The organism is Microcoleus sp. S28C3, assembly GCF_036700785.1.
GTDB lineage: Bacteria > Cyanobacteriota > Cyanobacteriia > Cyanobacteriales > Microcoleaceae > Microcoleus > Microcoleus asticus.
In genome coordinates this window covers 118,347-134,267 of sequence record NZ_JAUBPO010000002.1, presented here as the reverse complement: position 1 = coordinate 134,267, position 15,921 = coordinate 118,347, and the positions used below count along the sequence as shown (strand labels likewise).

The following is a 15,921-nucleotide window of genomic DNA, read 5'->3' as shown; positions in this document are numbered from 1 at the left end:
TTGTGATTTACAAGTAGAGGAGCCATATCATGACTGTACCTACCGATCGAGAAACGCTTTCGCATCTATCGTTAGAAGACCTACAAAAGCAACTGACTACTTCCTATCAGGGATTGAGCAAAAAAGAGGCACTGCAACGACAATCAAAAGTGGCTACAACGAGTTACCCGAAACAACCGTCAGCCCAATAATGCAATTCCTGTCGCACTTTTGGGGGCCGATCGCCTGGATGATTGAGGCAGCGGTGATTCTTTCGGCAATAGTTGGAGACTGGGTAAATTTTGGGATCATTTTGGTACTCCTAATCGGCAACGGAGTAGTGGGTTTTTGGGAAGAATTTCAAGCAGGGAATGCGATCGCCGCTCTCAAGGCAAAATTAGCACTCCAGGCACGGGTGAAACGAGACAACACCTGGACGCAGATCCCTGCCCGCGAACTGGTTCCAGGCGACCTGATCCGGTTGCGTCTGGGCGATATTGTCCCAGCAGATGTGCGGTTTTTGTCAGGCGATCCGGCACAAGTTGACCAATCGGCATTGACGGGGGAATCACTACCCGTAGAATGCCAAGTCGGAAGTGTGCTTTACTCCAGTTCGATCCTCAAGCAAGGAGAATTGGATGGCATTGTCTATGCCACGGGAATTAATACTTACATGGGTAAAACCGCCCACCTGGTAGAGTCTGCCGAGACAGTCAGCCACTTTCAACGAGCAGTATTAAAAATCGGCGATTACCTGATTGTAATTGCCTTAGTGCTGGTGGTAGTGGTGCTGGTAGTAACGCTGTTTCGGGGCGATCCTTGGTTAACTACCCTGCGGTTTTTACTGGTGCTGACGGTTGCCTCCATTCCCGTAGCAATGCCAACGGTGCTGTCAGTGACGATGGCTGTAGGAGCGCAAAAACTGGCGAAAAAGGAAGCGATCGTCAGTCGGCTGGCGGCTATTGAAGAGATGGCTGGCATTGACATTCTCTGTTCCGACAAAACGGGTACTTTAACTCTCAACCAGTTAACCTTGGGAGAGCCTTTCTGCATGGAGAATACGGCTCCAGAATCGCTGATTCTCAACGCCGCCTTGGCTTCTCGCGATGAAAACAAAGACCCGATCGATCTCGCAATTATCGCTGGTTTGAAGCCAGATCAATCTTTAGATGCTTACAAAATTGTCCACTTCCAGCCCTTTGATCCCGTGGGAAAACGTACCGAAGCCACCGTTGAAAGTGCTGATGGTGGCTTTAAGGTGACAAAAGGTGCGCCCCAAGTGATTTTGGCGCTCTCAAAAAATGTCGCTCAGGTGCAGCCGCAAGTGGATCAAGCGATCGCAGGTTTTGCCAAACGCGGATTTCGTTCCCTGGGGGTTGCCCGGACTGACGATGGCGAAAACTGGCAATTTTTGGGCGTACTACCGCTATTCGATCCACCCCGCAGCGACTCCCAACTGATGATTCAGGCAGTGAAAAAGCTGGGAATTGACCTAAAAATGTTAACGGGAGATCAACAGGCGATCGCCCGTGAAACTGCTCATCAACTAGGACTAAAGGGAGACATCCTCGATGCCAGTTTGCTAGAAGCAGCCGCACCCCACGAAACTGGACAAGTTAGCGATGCGATCGAAGCCGCCGCCGGATTTGCTCAAGTCTTCCCGGAACACAAATACCATATCGTCGATGTCTTGCAGCAACGCGGGCATCTCGTGGGCATGGCTGGCGATGGCGTTAATGATGCCCCCGCCCTCAAAAAAGCTGATGCCGGAATTGCGGTTTCTGGAGCCACCGATGCTGCCCGTGCGGCTGCCGATATTGTTTTGCTTACACCTGGACTTTCTGTAATCGTAGAGGCGATTCAAGAAAGCCGCCGCATCTTTCAGCGGATGAACAACTACGCGATTTACCGGATTACTGAAACCATCCGGGTTTTGTTGTTCATGACCCTTTCCATTGTGGTCTACAACTTCTATCCCGTCACTGCCATCATGATTGTGCTGCTGGCATTGTTGAATGATGGTGCGATTATTTCCATTGCCTACGATAACACCCGTCCCGCCAATCGCCCCGAAACCTGGAATATGCCCATCGTCTTAGGACTGGCAACTGTTTTGGGGGTAACTGGATTAGCCAGTTCTTTTGGGATGTTGTATTTGGGAGAACGGTACTTTCACCTCGATCGCAGCATTCTGCAAACTTTGATTTATCTAAAACTTTCGATCGCCGGACATTTAACTATTTTCGTCACCCGCACTAAGGGGCCCTTTTGGTCGATTAAACCAGCGAAAATTTTGCTAGCAGCCGTCCTGGGAACTCAAATACTCGCAACCCTAATTGCAGTGTATGGCATCTTTATGACCCCTCTCGGATGGGGTTTGGCAGGTTTTGTCTGGATTTATGCGTTGATCTGGTTTTTGATTGCAGACTGGGTGAAACAGCATGCTTATGGCGTGTTTAATCATGCTAAACCTGTCTATGTAACACGGGGTTTAAGACGGTTGAATCAATGGTTTTTTCATAAGCCTTTTTCCCACGCAACCCCGGATGATATCTCTAAGCCATCGCCGTCAAAGAAGAATAAACCATGAGCTTACCCAAGATATTCACTTAATATTTGAGAGTTAAAAGTATGACTGATAAATCTAGCCACACTGATTCATCCTTGAACCTGTTTCCCATCGAAAAGCTTGACGATTTGATTCGTCCTTTTATTGTGCCACCAGAACGAAAAATTTCTCTTGCCAAAGACTATGACCCAGGCTACAAAGCCGATCGCCTCAAAAAGTCGAAAGCTAAAGGTCAATTAAAGGAAGGTGTTGAGGCATTAGCAGAATATCAGGATGTTCTCTATGCCCAAAATACCCATGCTGTGCTAATCATCTTTCAGGCTATGGATGCTGCGGGAAAAGATAGTACCATCAAGCACGTTATGTCGGGGATTAATCCTCAAGGATGTCAAGTGCATAGCTTTAAAGCTCCTTCTACGGAAGAGTTAAATCATGACTATTTGTGGCGATGTTCTAAGGCTTTACCCGAAAGAGGGCGAATTGGGATTTTTAATCGCTCTTATTACGAAGAAATTTTAGTAACAAGAGTGCATCCAGAAATCCTAGAGCAGCGACCGCTCCCTGTTAGCATAATTGATAATGATATTTGGAAGCGCCGCTTTGAGGAAATCAACAACTTTGAGAAGCATCTGGTCAATAACGGGACGATCATCCTCAAGTTTTTCCTCAATGTATCTAAAGAGGAGCAGAAAGAACGTTTTCTAGAAAGGATTAATCGCCCTGAAAAGAATTGGAAATTTTCTGTGAATGATGCGAAAGAGCGTAGCTTTTGGGATGACTATATGGCTGTCTATGAGGATATGTTCAATCACACCAGTACAAAATATGCTCCTTGGTACATTATCCCCGCCGATCGCAAATGGTTTACTCGTCTGGTTGTGGCGGGCATCATTTACACGCAGTTAAAGGAACTGAATCTCAAGTATCCTACGCTCAGTAAAGAGCAACATCAAGAACTTTTAACTGCGAAGAAAATTCTGGAAAGCCAGAAATAAGGATGAGAATTGGTTGATATTAGCGATCGCCATTCCTGTGAGTCGTGATTTTTGGGCGATCGCATTTAACCTACAAGATCAGCGATCGCACTAACCACTAACTTTTTTAGCTTCTTGATTTGTTTTATACATTTCAAGAAAAAGGTGCTTCCAAAAAGAATTTTCTAAATTTTGTATTTCACAGTATTTTAATGGAGTATTTTTAAGATATTCTAAAGTTTCCTGATGTCTAGCAGCAACACGGAAACCATTATAACCTCCACCATTAATGAATTGTAGTTCATTAAGAAACCTAGAATCCAGTGGAGATAAACTACTGTCAATAGAATGAAATCTTAAGCAATTAGTTGGACTTATAGGAAAATAGAATTCAGGTTCCAAAACATTATATAAAACTGGGGAACCACTAATAACGTATTCATGTTTTATATTTAATGATTTTGGACTAACACTACTTAATGTTAAATTATTAAATTTTTTGATTAAATATTTAATATCTGTAAACAGATCAGCATGAATATTTTTAATACAATTAATACAATCCTCTCCTAAGATTTTAGAATACGAAATTGATTCATTTCTGATTGCGACACATCTAAGCCATTGAAATGCCATGAATTTATTGATTTTTTCTCGTTCCTGAAGGTTCAAGTTTTCTACACCATTTTTAATAATTGAGGCTATTATAGATGGAGATTGAGCATCGATCTCTTTAAACCATGAATCATAATTTTCTTCATTAGTTGTGAAATATTGATTTTGTTCAAATGTTCTAACTATGGGATTTGATTGTATTGTAAGTTGATTATTGATGTGAAGAATGACAAATATTTTATGGTTCTCTTTTTTTTTCCTGTTTGATGAAGAAAAATTTCTGAGTACGGCCTGGCTTACGAAATGTTGATGATCTGTCATACATTAAAACACGATGTTTAGTTCAATTAATATTATAACTTAAAAAAAATCGATTGTGAGTGCGATCGGCGATATTGTAGGGTGCATTAATGAAATGTAATGCACCTTTTGATTATTTGCAAGAGAATCCAATTTTGTGCGTTACGCTACGCTAACACACGCTACTCCTAGGACAATTTGAACACCTTCATCTGCGAGCTTTTTGTGAGGTTAAAAGGCGATCATTTTTGGGAGGTGAAGGGGAAAGTGGCGATCGCCATTCCTGTGAGTCGTGATTTTTATGCGATCGCTCAAACCCAGTAAATTTATCCCAGTTTGGTTATCGATCGGCACTCTAATTACTATCTTGCTATATTCATCTATATCATACCATAGCAAAGTTTTAATGTCAAAGATGCGAGGATATCCTTTAACTCCAATGGCGATCGCATCTATTTAACAGCTAGTAGCGATCGCGGCACGAATATTACTGCCACTGGTGTGTCCTCACCGAGAGGAATGATGGGTAATGGAGGGATGATACTATTACTGCTTGCCTTGCACGGCTATCTTTAATGGACACTGTTTGAGACACCTGCTATTTTTCAAAGCAAAGATTTAGAAAGCAACGCCTTATATCTAGCTACCTATAATCAAAATATCATCCTTTAGAGAGACACCAAGCTGCTAGTTTACTGCCAACATTGGGCTAGAGTAAATTTTGATACAGTTTACTTTAACCATCATTTCTGGACTGATTTTAGGGTTCGCGATTCTTTAACAAAATCTCAACCTCAATCTCAAGTCAGGGATAGATTTACTATCCGTGATTGAGGGAATTGCGGATTTAGGCTTAAGCATTTACTGGATATTGCGCTACGTTCATCTTGGGCAAAAAAATCAGGCCCGGAACCAGCTTTACATCCTACCCGCAAGGAAATAATTCAACTTTTAGAAATAGCAGATTTAGTCAACACTGAAATTAACCTGAAGGCTCAAAATAATGAACTTCAAACGCATTCTAGTTGCCATTAATCATTCTCCTTTGACATCCATCGTGTTCGATCGCGCACTCAATTTAGCGCAGCAAGAGCAAGCTAAATTGATGATCCTTCATTGCCTCGCAGACTTGACTGCGATCAATCCAGGATTCCAGTCAGTTGGGACATTTGGACTCTATCCGATCAACACTGGGCTTTCTCAATCACTCCGCGAGGAAACACTTCAGCTAGAGATTGATCAGGCAAAAACTTGGTTACAAGAATACTGCGATCGCGCAACTGCCCGAAATATTCCTGCTGAATACCAACACAATTTTGGTGAGCCAGGGGCAACGATTTCTAGTGTTGCTCAAGAGTGGAATGCCGATCTGATCGTACTAGGTCGGCATGACCACTCTGCGATCGCAGAATTTTTCGTAGGTAGTGTCAGCAATCATGTGGTCGATCGCGCGAATTGTTCTGTTTTAGTCATAAAAGATACAAATCCCGACAAAGATAAATAAAGAGAGAAAAACCGTGAACACAATTGATCGGACTGGTTTATCGGGCTTAGAAATTGGGCAATCAACCATAAAAACAAACACTCTTTCCCCAGAACTACTCCACAAGATAGATGCCTACTGGCGTGCCGCCAACTATCTGTCAGTTGGGCAAATTTATCTCTACGACAATCCATTGCTGAAGCAGCCGCTGCAACTCTCCCACGTCAAACCACTGGTGGTCGGACATTGGGGTACGACACCGGGACAGAACTTCATCTATGTACACTTGAATCGAGCGATTAAGAAATATGACCTAGATATGCTCTACATCGCTGGCCCCGGTCACGGTGGCCCAGCAATTGTGGGCAACGTTTACCTAGAAGGAACCTGGAGCGAAGTTTATCCCAACGTCACTCAGGACGAAGCTGGGTTGAAAAAGCTGTTCACACAATTCTCCTTTCCTGGTGGGATTTCCAGCCACGTTGCGCCGACAACGCCGGGGTCAATTCACGAAGGAGGTGAGTTGGGATACTCGCTCAGTCATGCCTTCGGCGCTGCCTTTGACAATCCCGATCTAATTGTCGCTTGCGTCATCGGCGACGGGGAAGCGGAGACAGGCCCCTTAGCGACAGCATGGCAGTCTAACAAGTTACTCAACCCAATTACCGACGGTGCTGTGCTGCCAATCCTGCACCTGAATGGCTACAAAATCAACAACCCAACCGTCTTGGCTCGCATCGAGCATGAAGAGTTAGAGCAATTTCTGCGAGGCTGCGGCTGGACACCTTACTTTGTCGAAGGCGACGAGCCGGAAAAGATGCACGAACTTTTGGCCAGCACTCTGGACAGGGCGATCGAGCATATCCGGCAAATCCAAAGCAATGCGCGGAATCAGAACGATACTACTCGCCCCCGCTGGCCCGCGATCGTCCTGAAGTCGCCCAAGGGCTGGACGGGGCCAAAAGTCGTGGATGGTCTGCAAATCGAAGGCACATCGCGATCGCACCAAGTGCCGTTACTGGTGAACTCCGAGCATCCCGATCATGTCCAGCAGTTGGAAAGCTGGATGAAAAGCTACAAAGCAGAAGAACTGTTCGATGAGGATGGCCGACTCTTGCCGGAATTGGCTGAACTGGCCCCGAAGGGCGATCGGCGCATGGGTGCAAACCCCCACGCCAACGGCGGTCTACTGCTGCACGACCTACAAATGCCAGACTTCCGCGACCACGCGGTGTCAGTGCCTTCACCTGGTGCCGTTGACGGTCAAGATACGCTTGTGCTGGGCAAATTCCTGCGTGATGTAGTCAAGTTAAATCAGCGCAATTTCCGCATCTTCGGCCCCGATGAGACACTCTCGAATCTTTTGGGCGCGGTGTTTGAAGTTACAAATCGTCAGTGGGAAGCGCGGGAAGAAAAAAATGATGAATTCCTCGCGCCCGCCGGACAAGTGCTGGACTCTATGCTCAGCGAACACCAGTGCCAAGGTTGGTTGGAAGGCTATCTGCTGACCGGGCGGCACGGGCTGTTCAACAGCTATGAGGCGTTTATTCGCATCGTTGATTCGATGTTCAGCCAGCACGCCAAATGGTTGAAGGTAACATCGGAACTGCCCTGGCGACGACCGATCGCATCGCTAAACTATCTGCTCGCCTCCCACGTCTGGCAGCAGGATCATAACGGTTTCACGCACCAAGACCCCGGTTTCCTCGACCACGTAATCAACAAGAAAGCCGATATTGTGCGTGTGTACCTGCCACCCGACGCGAACTGTCTGCTGTCGGTCTTCGATCACTGTCTACGCAGCCGACACTACGTGAATGTGGTAGTTGCTGGCAAACACGCGCTCCCTCAATGGCTGAGTATGGAGGCGGCGATCGTGCATTGCACTGAAGGCATTGGCATCTGGCAATGGGCTAGCAACGACCAAGATACTGAGCCGGATGTCGTGATGGCTTGCTGTGGAGATACGCCGACGCTGGAGATTTTGGCTGCCGTTTCCATCCTGCGAGAACATCTGCCCGATCTGAAAATACGGGTAATTAATGTCGTCGATCTGATGAAATTGCAATCCGAGAGCGAACACCCGCACGGACTGAGCGAAACGGATTACGATTCACTCTTCACTAAAGACAAGCACATCATTTTTGGCTTTCATGGATACCCCTGGTTGGTGCATCGGCTAACCTACCGCCGTACCAATCGCAATCTCCACGTCCGGGGCTACAAGGAAGAGGGCACAATCACAACGGCTTTTGACATGAGGGTGCAAAATGACCTGGATCGTTTTCATCTGGTGCAAGACGTGGTGGATCGTCTGCTGCATTTGGGTAGTAAGGGAGACTATCTCAAGCAGATGATGCAGGACAAGTTGATCGAGCATAAGCATTATATCGACAAGCACGGCGAAGACTTGCCGGAAATCCGCAATTGGAAGTGGGGCGCAGGACGGAATGTCGAGGGTTGGAAAGACAGGCAGCCAGATCCTAGTCATTCCATCTGAATATTAAGCCAATCACAATTACAACAGGAGAACATCGTGCAAATCCAAATCCATACCGGCCATAACATCAAAGGTCACGAAGCACTAGCCATTCAGTTTAGTAGTTTAGTGGCAGAGAGCCTGAGCCGATTCAGCGATCGCATCACTCACGTTGATGTTCACCTGAGCGATGAGAACAGCGACAAGAAGGGCGGCGATGACGATATGCGCTGCATGATCGAAGCCCGCCTCAAAGGACACCAACCCCTCGCGGTAACGCATCAGGCAGCGACCTTAGACCAAGCTGTGGACGGGGCTGCCGATAAATTGACCAGATTGATCGATAGCACTCTCGGACGGCTGCACGACCAAGAAAATCAGAGAACTGACCCACCTCTATCTAGCTCAGTTAATAGTCAATAAATTTTCCCAGGAGTCAAAAATGAATGCACAAGACCTTATAGACACTGCAAGGATGCTGGTTGCCGACTACAAAGGTCTGCTGGCGATGGATGAAAGTAATCCAACCTGTAACCCACATTCCGCACCCTGGGGTGTCACACAGCATAATTACGCAGAAGACTCTATCTTTAAAGTAATAAATTATGCCTTTAAACAGTTTTTTAACCGTTAATGTACGGTATTGTAGTATAATTTATAGCTTTAGTGCTGGATAAAAATAAGTAAAAACCGATTGTGACCGTTGAGGCTGCGGAAAGTGGGCTGTAACAAACGATTCGCAAAGTTAGGCATTCCCCAGACCGAGGAAGCCCGACGCGCCTATCGAGAATTGATTATCACCACGCCCGGTCTTGGTGAGTACATTAGTGGCGCGATCCTTTACGATGAAACTATTCACCAACAGCAGAGAAATGGCATTCCCTTTATTAAAGCCATCACCGATGCGGGAATTATTGCCGGCATCAAAGTTGACATTGGTGCTAAGGATATGGCAGGTCATCCTGGAGAGAAGATCACCGAAGGTCTGGATGGATTGCGCGATCGCCTCCAGGAATATTTTCAAATGGGCGCTCGTTTTGCCAAGTGGCGCGCGGTGATTGCGATCGGCGATGGTATTCCCAGCCGGGGTTGCATCGAGGCTAACGCGCAAGCTTTAGCTCGCTATGCTGCGTTGTGCCAGGAAGCGGGACTGGTTCCCATTGTCGAGCCAGAAGTGCTGATGGACGGAGCACATACCCTGTCGAGGTGCAGCGAGGTGACGGCGGACGTTCTGCGAAGCGTCTTCAACCAACTCTACACGCAACGGGTGATCCTGGAAGGCATGATCCTGAAGCCCAATATGGTGCTTCCGGGATTGACTTGTTCTCAACAAGAATCGGTGGACGAGGTGGCTGATGCTACGGTGAACTGTCTGTTGCGGGCAGTCCCAGCGGCCGTTCCGGGAATTGCGTTCTTGTCGGGCGGACAATCCGGTGAACTTGCTTCGGCTCGTTTGAATGCCATGAATATTCGGTTCAAAGCGCGATCGCCCTGGGCATTAGCGTTTTCCTTTGCCCGCGCCATCCAGCAACCAGCGTTAGAGCTTTGGCAAGGCAAAGAGGCGAATGTGTCAAAGGCACAGCAGGCTTTGTTGCATCGAGCTAAGTGCAATTGGGCGGCGCGTCGGGGCGAATACAAGGTCGCGATGGAGGAGACGGGAGCCTGAAAACAAGTAAGGGACTATGGAAAAACTAGGACAAAATAATGAACAATTCACGCTCCCGAAATTCTGGATAAGTGACAACTCCCACCTAGTTTATCAGTCATATTTTTGAATTCAAATTAAGTTTAGATGAATCATCATTTTTAGCATTTCAGATAGTATTTCAGATAACAGCATTACATATTGAGAGGTCAGTGATGCCAACGGCAACGGATTTTAAAGACTATTACGCCATCCTGGGAGTGAGCAAAACTGCAACTCCTGAAGAAATCAAACGGGCTTACCGCAAACTGGCCCGCAAGTACCATCCTGACCTCAATCCTGGGGATAAAGATGCAGAGGCAAAGTTCAAAGACTTGAACGAAGCAAATGAGGTACTTTCCGATCCAGAGAACCGGCAAAAGTACGATCGCTTTGGTCAACATTGGAATCAGCCGGGATACACTGAAGCGCCAACTCCTAGAGGAACTAATGTTTCGGCGGAAGACTTCGATCGCTACGATGACTTTGATTCCTTTATCAACGATTTGCTGGGAGGAATGAAAGGTGGATCGAAACGTAGAACCCAGAACTATCAAACTGCGACCAATGGCTTTAATGATTTTGGTGACGGATTTCGTTCTCAAGCGCCCGCGCCCGATACCGAAGCTGCGATCGCACTCACATTTTCGGAAGCATTTCACGGTGTCCAGAAACGGATACAACTCGACGATGAAACAATCAACGTCCGCATTCCCGCAGGCGCAAAACCAGGTAGTCGCATTCGGCTCAAAGGTAAAGGCCGTGCTAGTCCGTTCTCTCAACAGCGCGGCGATTTGTATCTGACGATCGAGGTATTAACCCATTCCTTCTTCCGATTCGAGGGTGATGACCTCGTTTGTGACATTCCAATTCGCCCCGATGAAGCCGTTTTAGGAGCGGAAATCAGCGTGCCCACACCCGATGGTAGCGTGACGATGAAAGTTCCTAAAGGAGTGCGATCGGGACAATCGCTCAGACTGCGCGGCAAAGGCTGGACATTGCAAAAAGGGGGACGCGGTGACTTACTCGCCAAACTTCTGATTGTCACGCCAAAAGACTTAAGTGCGATCGAGCAAGAATGCTACGAAAAAATCCAGGCAAATACGAGTTTTAACCCCCGTACCCAGTTAGAGGAAATTAAGTTATGAGCTTTAGCCTTTCAAAAATTGTGGTTTCACCCGAAGGTGAGCAACTCTATACCTTTGAATATGCTGCATTGCTAACAGAGACTTCGATTACGCTGGTGAAGGTTTATGTTGAGTTAGGGGTAATTGAGCCGATCGGCGACCTGCTGCATTCCCGCGAGATTGCTCGAATTGCTCAGATTCAGCGGTTGCGTCAAGACTTGGGGCTGAACTTAGTCGGAGCCGCAATGGTGCTCGATATGGCTCAAGAAATTGCTCAATTACGGGCACAGCTCAAGGCGCATCAGTCTCATCCATCAAATGCGTTATGAGCTATCTAAACCTACCAGAAAAGCCGATATTAGATCGGGAGCGCAGGGAGGTACTGCAACAGTGGGAAGATTGGCTAGAAATGCCGATGCTGGTGCTGAGCTTTGCTTGGTTAGGACTGTTTATCGTTGAGCTAGTTTGGGGACTAAATCCTCTATTAGAAGCGATCGGCATTACCATTTGGATTGTCTTTATCGTGGATTTTAGCATCAAATTTCTCCTCGCTCCTCGCAAACTTTCTTACCTCAAGCACAACTGGTTAATTGCCTTCTCACTGTTCATCCCAGCGCTACGAACCCTTCGGATTGTGCGATTCATACAGTCTTTGCGATCGGTTCATGCGGTTCGAGGGTTACAGTTGTTGGGAATGATGACACGAACTAACAGAGGAATGCGATTACTCGCTGTAAGTGTTCAGCGTCGAGGGTTTGGCTATGTGATGGGATTAACTGCGATCGTTATCTTAGTTGGAGCGGCTGGAATTTATGCGTTTGAGCGCGAACTTCCTAATAGCAATATCACCGACTATGGTACTGCGCTGTGGTGGACGGCAATGCTGATGACCACGATTGGATCTGATTACTTTCCGAAAACACCGGAAGGGCGGGTGCTATGTTTTTTACTGGGGTTGTATGCGATCGCGGTATGTGGTTATGCGACAGCAATGCTAGCCACATTCTTTGTAGGTCAGGATGCTGAGGATGATCAAGCAGAACTAGCAGGTGCAAAATCAATTCAAGCTCTGCAAGCAGAAATTTCTGCACTGCGAACTGAGGTTCAAGCCTTAGCACGACGAGGCTTAAACCAATAACTTGCTAAGACTCACAAATTAAATAAAACCCTGCTTTCATAAAAACTCTTCCTTAAGAATGATACCCTCGCAAATTATAAAGGGTAGGCTAATTATAAACTACATTCCAGCGCCATATTAGTCACTTCAACTTGTTCTTTAACAAGCTTTGTCCAATAATAATAGAAGTTAAAGGGTGAAGTGTATTTACTTAAACCCATCTATAAGCAAGCAAAATTATTGTCACAACTCATTTGCTTCTGTGCCTAATCCAATCAAAGATACATAATTTAAAAATGCGAAATTAATTTTGCATAGTACACATTAAGTGGAACTCGTTAACAAAGGAGATATAAATGAAAACAAAAGTCGGGCTGTGGATTGACCATAGGAAAGCTACTGTCGTGGCGATTACAGAGAAAGGAGAAGAGATAAAAGAGATAATTTCAGAGGTAGAAAAACAGCCTCGGCGTTCGGGTGATTCACCTCTTAAGGGCACTTATGAATCACGTCAGATTCCCGCTGATAATACACGCCAGAGAACTTTTACAGGAGAACTCAATATTTACTACGATCGGGTAATTGCGTATATTCGTGATGCAGAGTCTATTCTAATATTTGGGCCGGGTGAGGCAAAAGATGAACTAAAAGAACGTCTTGAAAGAAATAACCTCAGTGGCCGCGTTGTAGGTATTGAAACAGTTGACAAAATGACTGATTCTCAGATTGCGGCGAAGATTCGACAGCACTTTGCCGAGTAGCGATCGGCAGCATCAATACGAATTGACCTGTTTTTTATGTTTATTATCCAAAAGCAAGAGTATGGTTTCACCAGTTGATATCAATACCATAAGTGGCTTATCAGAACAAGACGCGATCGCCCGACTCAAAGATGAAGGCTACAATGAACTTCCCTCAGCACAATCGCGCAATCTTTTCTCGATCGCTTGGGACATCATTCAAGATCCAATCTTTCTCTTGCTAGTCGGCGGTGGTGTCATTTATTGGGTTTTAGGCGACCTACAAGAAGCCCTAATTTTGTTAGGATTCGTCTTTTTTATCACCGGAATTAGCCTCTACCAAGAAGGCAAAACCGAACACGCCTTAGAAGCTTTGCGCGATCTTTCCAGTCCTCGCGCCTTGGTGATTCGGGATGGGGAGCAAAAACGGATTGCAGGGCGAGAAGTCGTCCGGGAAGATATCTTAATTCTAGCAGAAGGCGATCGCGTTCCTGCGGATGCGATCGTGCTTTCTTGCTCTAATTTCTCCACCGATGAATCATTATTAACTGGCGAATCTTTACCCGTTCGCAAAGTTGCGGCGGTGGGTAGCGTAGAAATGGCTCGTCCGGGGGGAGATGAGTTACCATTTGTGTTTTCTGGAACCTTAGTTGTTCAGGGACAAGGAATAGCTAAAGTCCAAGCGATTGGCCCTAAAACAGAGATGGGCAAGATTGGCAAAGCCTTACAAAAAGTGAAGTCTGAACCAACACCTTTGCAACAGGAAATGAATCGGTTAGTGAGTCGTTTGTTTGGTATTGCTTTATTATTATGTGTCGCGATTGTAGTAATTTATGGGCTCACGCGAGGAGATTGGCTCAAAGGATTTCTGGCGGGAATTACATTAGCAATGGCAATTTTGCCAAATGAAGTTCCAGTTGTTGTGACAATCTTCTTAGCATTAGGAGCTTGGCGAATTTCTCAAAATCATGTCTTAGCTCGTCGCACTTCAGCGGTTGAAACTTTAGGTTCTGCAACAGTTTTGTGTGTGGATAAAACCGGGACGCTGACTCAGAATATTATGGCTGTGCAACAACTATTTGCATATAACCAGTCAGAAAATTCTCAGCCATATAATTTGGAATTACATTCAAAAGAACCGCTCCCGGAATCGGTGCATGAATTAGTAGAATTTTCCATTCTGGCAAGCCAAAGAGATCCGTTCGATCCGATGGAAAAAGCATTTAAGCAATTGGGCGATCGCGCTCTCGCAAATACCGAACATTTGCATAACGATTGGAAACTATTACGAGAATATCCGCTCTCACCGGATCTATTAGCAATGTCTCACGTTTGGCAGTCAGCCGATAGCAAAGAGTATGAAATTGCTGCCAAAGGAGCGCCGGAAGCGATCGCGGATCTCTGTCATTTCACACCCGAACAGCAGCAAATTCTGACAGCACAAATCAGTGAAATGGCACAGCAAGGATTGCGGGTATTAGGTGTTGCCAAAGCATCTCTTATTGATGCGCCGCCCCCATTTTTACCTCCTCATCCTTCGCTCAGTCCCGATCGTTTACCCGATAAACAACATGACTTTCCTTTTCAATTTATAGGATTAGTTGGACTGTCCGATCCAGTGCGTCCAACCGTTGCGGCGGCAATTAAAGAATGTTATACTGCTGGTATTCGAGTCGTGATGATTACAGGTGATTATCCAGAAACTGCTCAAACCATTGCTCGTCAAGTTGGATTAATGCAAATGGGAGCCATCGTAACTGGAGCAGAATTAGATCGCATGAGTGACGATGAACTCCAGCAGCGTATTCAAAGTATAAATATCTTTGCAAGAGCCGTTCCCGAACAAAAATTGCGGATAGTTAATGCTTTGAAATCCAAGGGCGAAATCGTTGCCATGACGGGGGATGGTGTGAATGATGCGCCTGCCTTAAAATCTGCCCCAATTGGGATTGCAATGGGTCAGCGAGGCACAGATGTTGCCCGTGAATCGGCAGCCTTAGTGTTATTAGATGATGATTTTTCATCCATTGTGCAAGCAGTCAAACTTGGGCGGCGAATTTTTGATAATCTCCGCACAGCAATGGCATATCTTCTAGCAATTCACATTCCAATCGCAGGGATGTCTTTAATTCCAGTTTTGTTTAAGTTGCCGTTAGTATTACTTCCCGTTCACGTTGCATTTCTCCATTTGATTATCGATCCAGCTTGCTCAATTGTGTTAGAAGCCGAACCCGCAGAACCAACAGTGATGAAGCGTCCTCCCCGCAACTCCAAAGAGCCCTTGTTTGGCAAGAAAACTGTGGGATTGGCGGTGTTACAAGGCGGCGGAATCTTAGTAATTGTTCTCACAATCTATGGGACATCGCTATATCTAGGAGAAGGCGAACTTAATGCCCGTGCATTAACCTTTACAGCATTAATTTTGGCAAATTTAGGGCTAATTTTGAGCGCAAGTTCAACCTCGCCCCTCAGTTTAAAAATACTTAGAACCTCCAATGCTGCCCTTTGGTGGGTGATGGGTGGAGGAATATTTTTTATGGCAATCGTGCTTTACTTTCCCTTCTTGCGTAATTTGTTTAGCTTCTCTTTTCTGCATCCGATCGACCTTGCTATTTGTCTCCTCGGTGGAGGAATTAGCTTGGTCTGGTTTGAACAGTTAAAGTTAATCAATCAATCCCAAGGAGTTATTAACTCTAAATCAAGAAAACCTGGCGTTGCTGAATACAGGTAGGAATTCAAATTTCGGAATTGCTATAAGACAAGTATGGTGCGTTTTGTAACATCAAGCGAAAAGTTGATTCATACCGTGAATCAGCAACGCCGATTATTGCTAGTTACTTTGCTTATACAAAAC

The 15,921-nt window shown here is 45.9% G+C and carries 14 protein-coding genes; 13 read left to right on the top strand and 1 reads right to left on the bottom strand.

Going from position 1 to position 15,921, the window contains the following annotated elements:
- Nucleotides 1-29 precede the first annotated feature (29 nt).
- Genes QUA13_RS01300 through QUA13_RS01290 form a run of 3 tightly spaced genes read left to right on the top strand, consistent with a single transcriptional unit; the run spans nt 30 to nt 3,543 of the window.
- Nucleotides 30-191 (top strand): cation-transporting P-type ATPase, encoded by a 162-nt coding sequence (locus tag QUA13_RS01300; protein WP_333196021.1) that lies wholly within the window; start codon nt 30-32, stop codon nt 189-191.
- Complete coding sequence (locus QUA13_RS01295; RefSeq protein WP_333196073.1) at nt 143-2,569, top strand: plasma-membrane proton-efflux P-type ATPase; 2,427 nt, start codon at nt 143-145, stop codon at nt 2,567-2,569. Before QUA13_RS01300 ends, QUA13_RS01295 begins: the two co-directional genes overlap by 49 nt.
- Before the next feature lie 41 nt (nt 2,570-2,610).
- A complete protein-coding gene (locus tag QUA13_RS01290) occupies nt 2,611-3,543 on the top strand; it encodes a polyphosphate kinase 2 family protein (RefSeq protein WP_333196019.1) in 933 nt (310 codons plus the stop codon).
- A gap of 90 nt (nt 3,544-3,633) precedes the next feature.
- On the opposite strand, the gene QUA13_RS01285 is transcribed toward QUA13_RS01290, so the two are convergent.
- Nucleotides 3,634-4,458, bottom strand: coding sequence for a DUF4238 domain-containing protein (locus QUA13_RS01285; protein WP_333196018.1), 825 nt, complete (start codon nt 4,456-4,458; stop codon nt 3,634-3,636).
- A 982-nt stretch (nt 4,459-5,440) separates the two neighbouring features.
- Between QUA13_RS01285 and QUA13_RS01280 the strand changes: the two genes are divergently transcribed.
- From QUA13_RS01280 to QUA13_RS01235, 10 genes are all read left to right on the top strand, one after another.
- Nucleotides 5,441-5,941 (top strand): universal stress protein, encoded by a 501-nt coding sequence (locus QUA13_RS01280; protein WP_333196016.1) that lies wholly within the window; start codon nt 5,441-5,443, stop codon nt 5,939-5,941.
- Between the two features lie 22 nt (nt 5,942-5,963).
- On the top strand, nt 5,964-8,420 hold the full coding sequence (locus QUA13_RS01275) for a phosphoketolase family protein (RefSeq protein WP_445242665.1): 2,457 nt from the start codon (nt 5,964-5,966) through the stop codon (nt 8,418-8,420).
- Nucleotides 8,421-8,456: 36 nt separating this feature from the next.
- Entirely contained in the window at nt 8,457-8,822 is a 366-nt protein-coding gene (locus QUA13_RS01270; RefSeq protein WP_333196015.1) for an HPF/RaiA family ribosome-associated protein, read from the top strand.
- A gap of 19 nt (nt 8,823-8,841) precedes the next feature.
- Entirely contained in the window at nt 8,842-9,033 is a 192-nt protein-coding gene (locus QUA13_RS01265; RefSeq protein WP_333196014.1) for a hypothetical protein, read from the top strand.
- 84 nt (nt 9,034-9,117) lie between these two features.
- Nucleotides 9,118-10,065 (top strand): class I fructose-bisphosphate aldolase, encoded by a 948-nt coding sequence (locus QUA13_RS01260; protein ID WP_333196013.1) that lies wholly within the window; start codon nt 9,118-9,120, stop codon nt 10,063-10,065.
- A 194-nt stretch (nt 10,066-10,259) separates the two neighbouring features.
- Complete coding sequence (locus QUA13_RS01255; protein ID WP_333196011.1) at nt 10,260-11,231, top strand: DnaJ C-terminal domain-containing protein; 972 nt, start codon at nt 10,260-10,262, stop codon at nt 11,229-11,231.
- On the top strand, nt 11,228-11,539 hold the full coding sequence (locus QUA13_RS01250) for a chaperone modulator CbpM (RefSeq protein ID WP_333196009.1): 312 nt from the start codon (nt 11,228-11,230) through the stop codon (nt 11,537-11,539). The genes QUA13_RS01255 and QUA13_RS01250 overlap by 4 nt, the downstream gene beginning before the upstream one ends.
- Nucleotides 11,536-12,348 carry an ion channel gene (locus tag QUA13_RS01245; protein ID WP_333196007.1) on the top strand — a complete coding sequence of 271 codons (813 nt, stop codon included), beginning with the start codon at nt 11,536-11,538 and terminating at the stop codon, nt 12,346-12,348. The genes QUA13_RS01250 and QUA13_RS01245 overlap by 4 nt, the downstream gene beginning before the upstream one ends.
- A gap of 335 nt (nt 12,349-12,683) precedes the next feature.
- Nucleotides 12,684-13,088, top strand: coding sequence for a hypothetical protein (locus QUA13_RS01240; RefSeq protein WP_333196006.1), 405 nt, complete (start codon nt 12,684-12,686; stop codon nt 13,086-13,088).
- 61 nt (nt 13,089-13,149) lie between these two features.
- Nucleotides 13,150-15,798 carry a cation-translocating P-type ATPase gene (locus QUA13_RS01235; RefSeq protein WP_333196005.1) on the top strand — a complete coding sequence of 883 codons (2,649 nt, stop codon included), beginning with the start codon at nt 13,150-13,152 and terminating at the stop codon, nt 15,796-15,798.
- Nucleotides 15,799-15,921: the final 123 nt, after the last annotated feature.

Coding starts and splice junctions, on each gene's coding strand:
- QUA13_RS01235 (WP_333196005.1), top strand. CDS start 13,150: ATGGTTTCACCAGTTGATATCAATACCATAAGTGGCTTATCAGAACAA.
- QUA13_RS01245 (WP_333196007.1), top strand. CDS start 11,536: ATGAGCTATCTAAACCTACCAGAAAAGCCGATATTAGATCGGGAGCGC.
- QUA13_RS01300 (WP_333196021.1), top strand. CDS start 30: ATGACTGTACCTACCGATCGAGAAACGCTTTCGCATCTATCGTTAGAA.
- QUA13_RS01265 (WP_333196014.1), top strand. CDS start 8,842: ATGAATGCACAAGACCTTATAGACACTGCAAGGATGCTGGTTGCCGAC.
- QUA13_RS01255 (WP_333196011.1), top strand. CDS start 10,260: ATGCCAACGGCAACGGATTTTAAAGACTATTACGCCATCCTGGGAGTG.
- QUA13_RS01250 (WP_333196009.1), top strand. CDS start 11,228: ATGAGCTTTAGCCTTTCAAAAATTGTGGTTTCACCCGAAGGTGAGCAA.
- QUA13_RS01280 (WP_333196016.1), top strand. CDS start 5,441: ATGAACTTCAAACGCATTCTAGTTGCCATTAATCATTCTCCTTTGACA.
- QUA13_RS01290 (WP_333196019.1), top strand. CDS start 2,611: ATGACTGATAAATCTAGCCACACTGATTCATCCTTGAACCTGTTTCCC.
- QUA13_RS01240 (WP_333196006.1), top strand. CDS start 12,684: ATGAAAACAAAAGTCGGGCTGTGGATTGACCATAGGAAAGCTACTGTC.
- QUA13_RS01285 (WP_333196018.1), bottom strand. CDS start 4,458: ATGACAGATCATCAACATTTCGTAAGCCAGGCCGTACTCAGAAATTTT.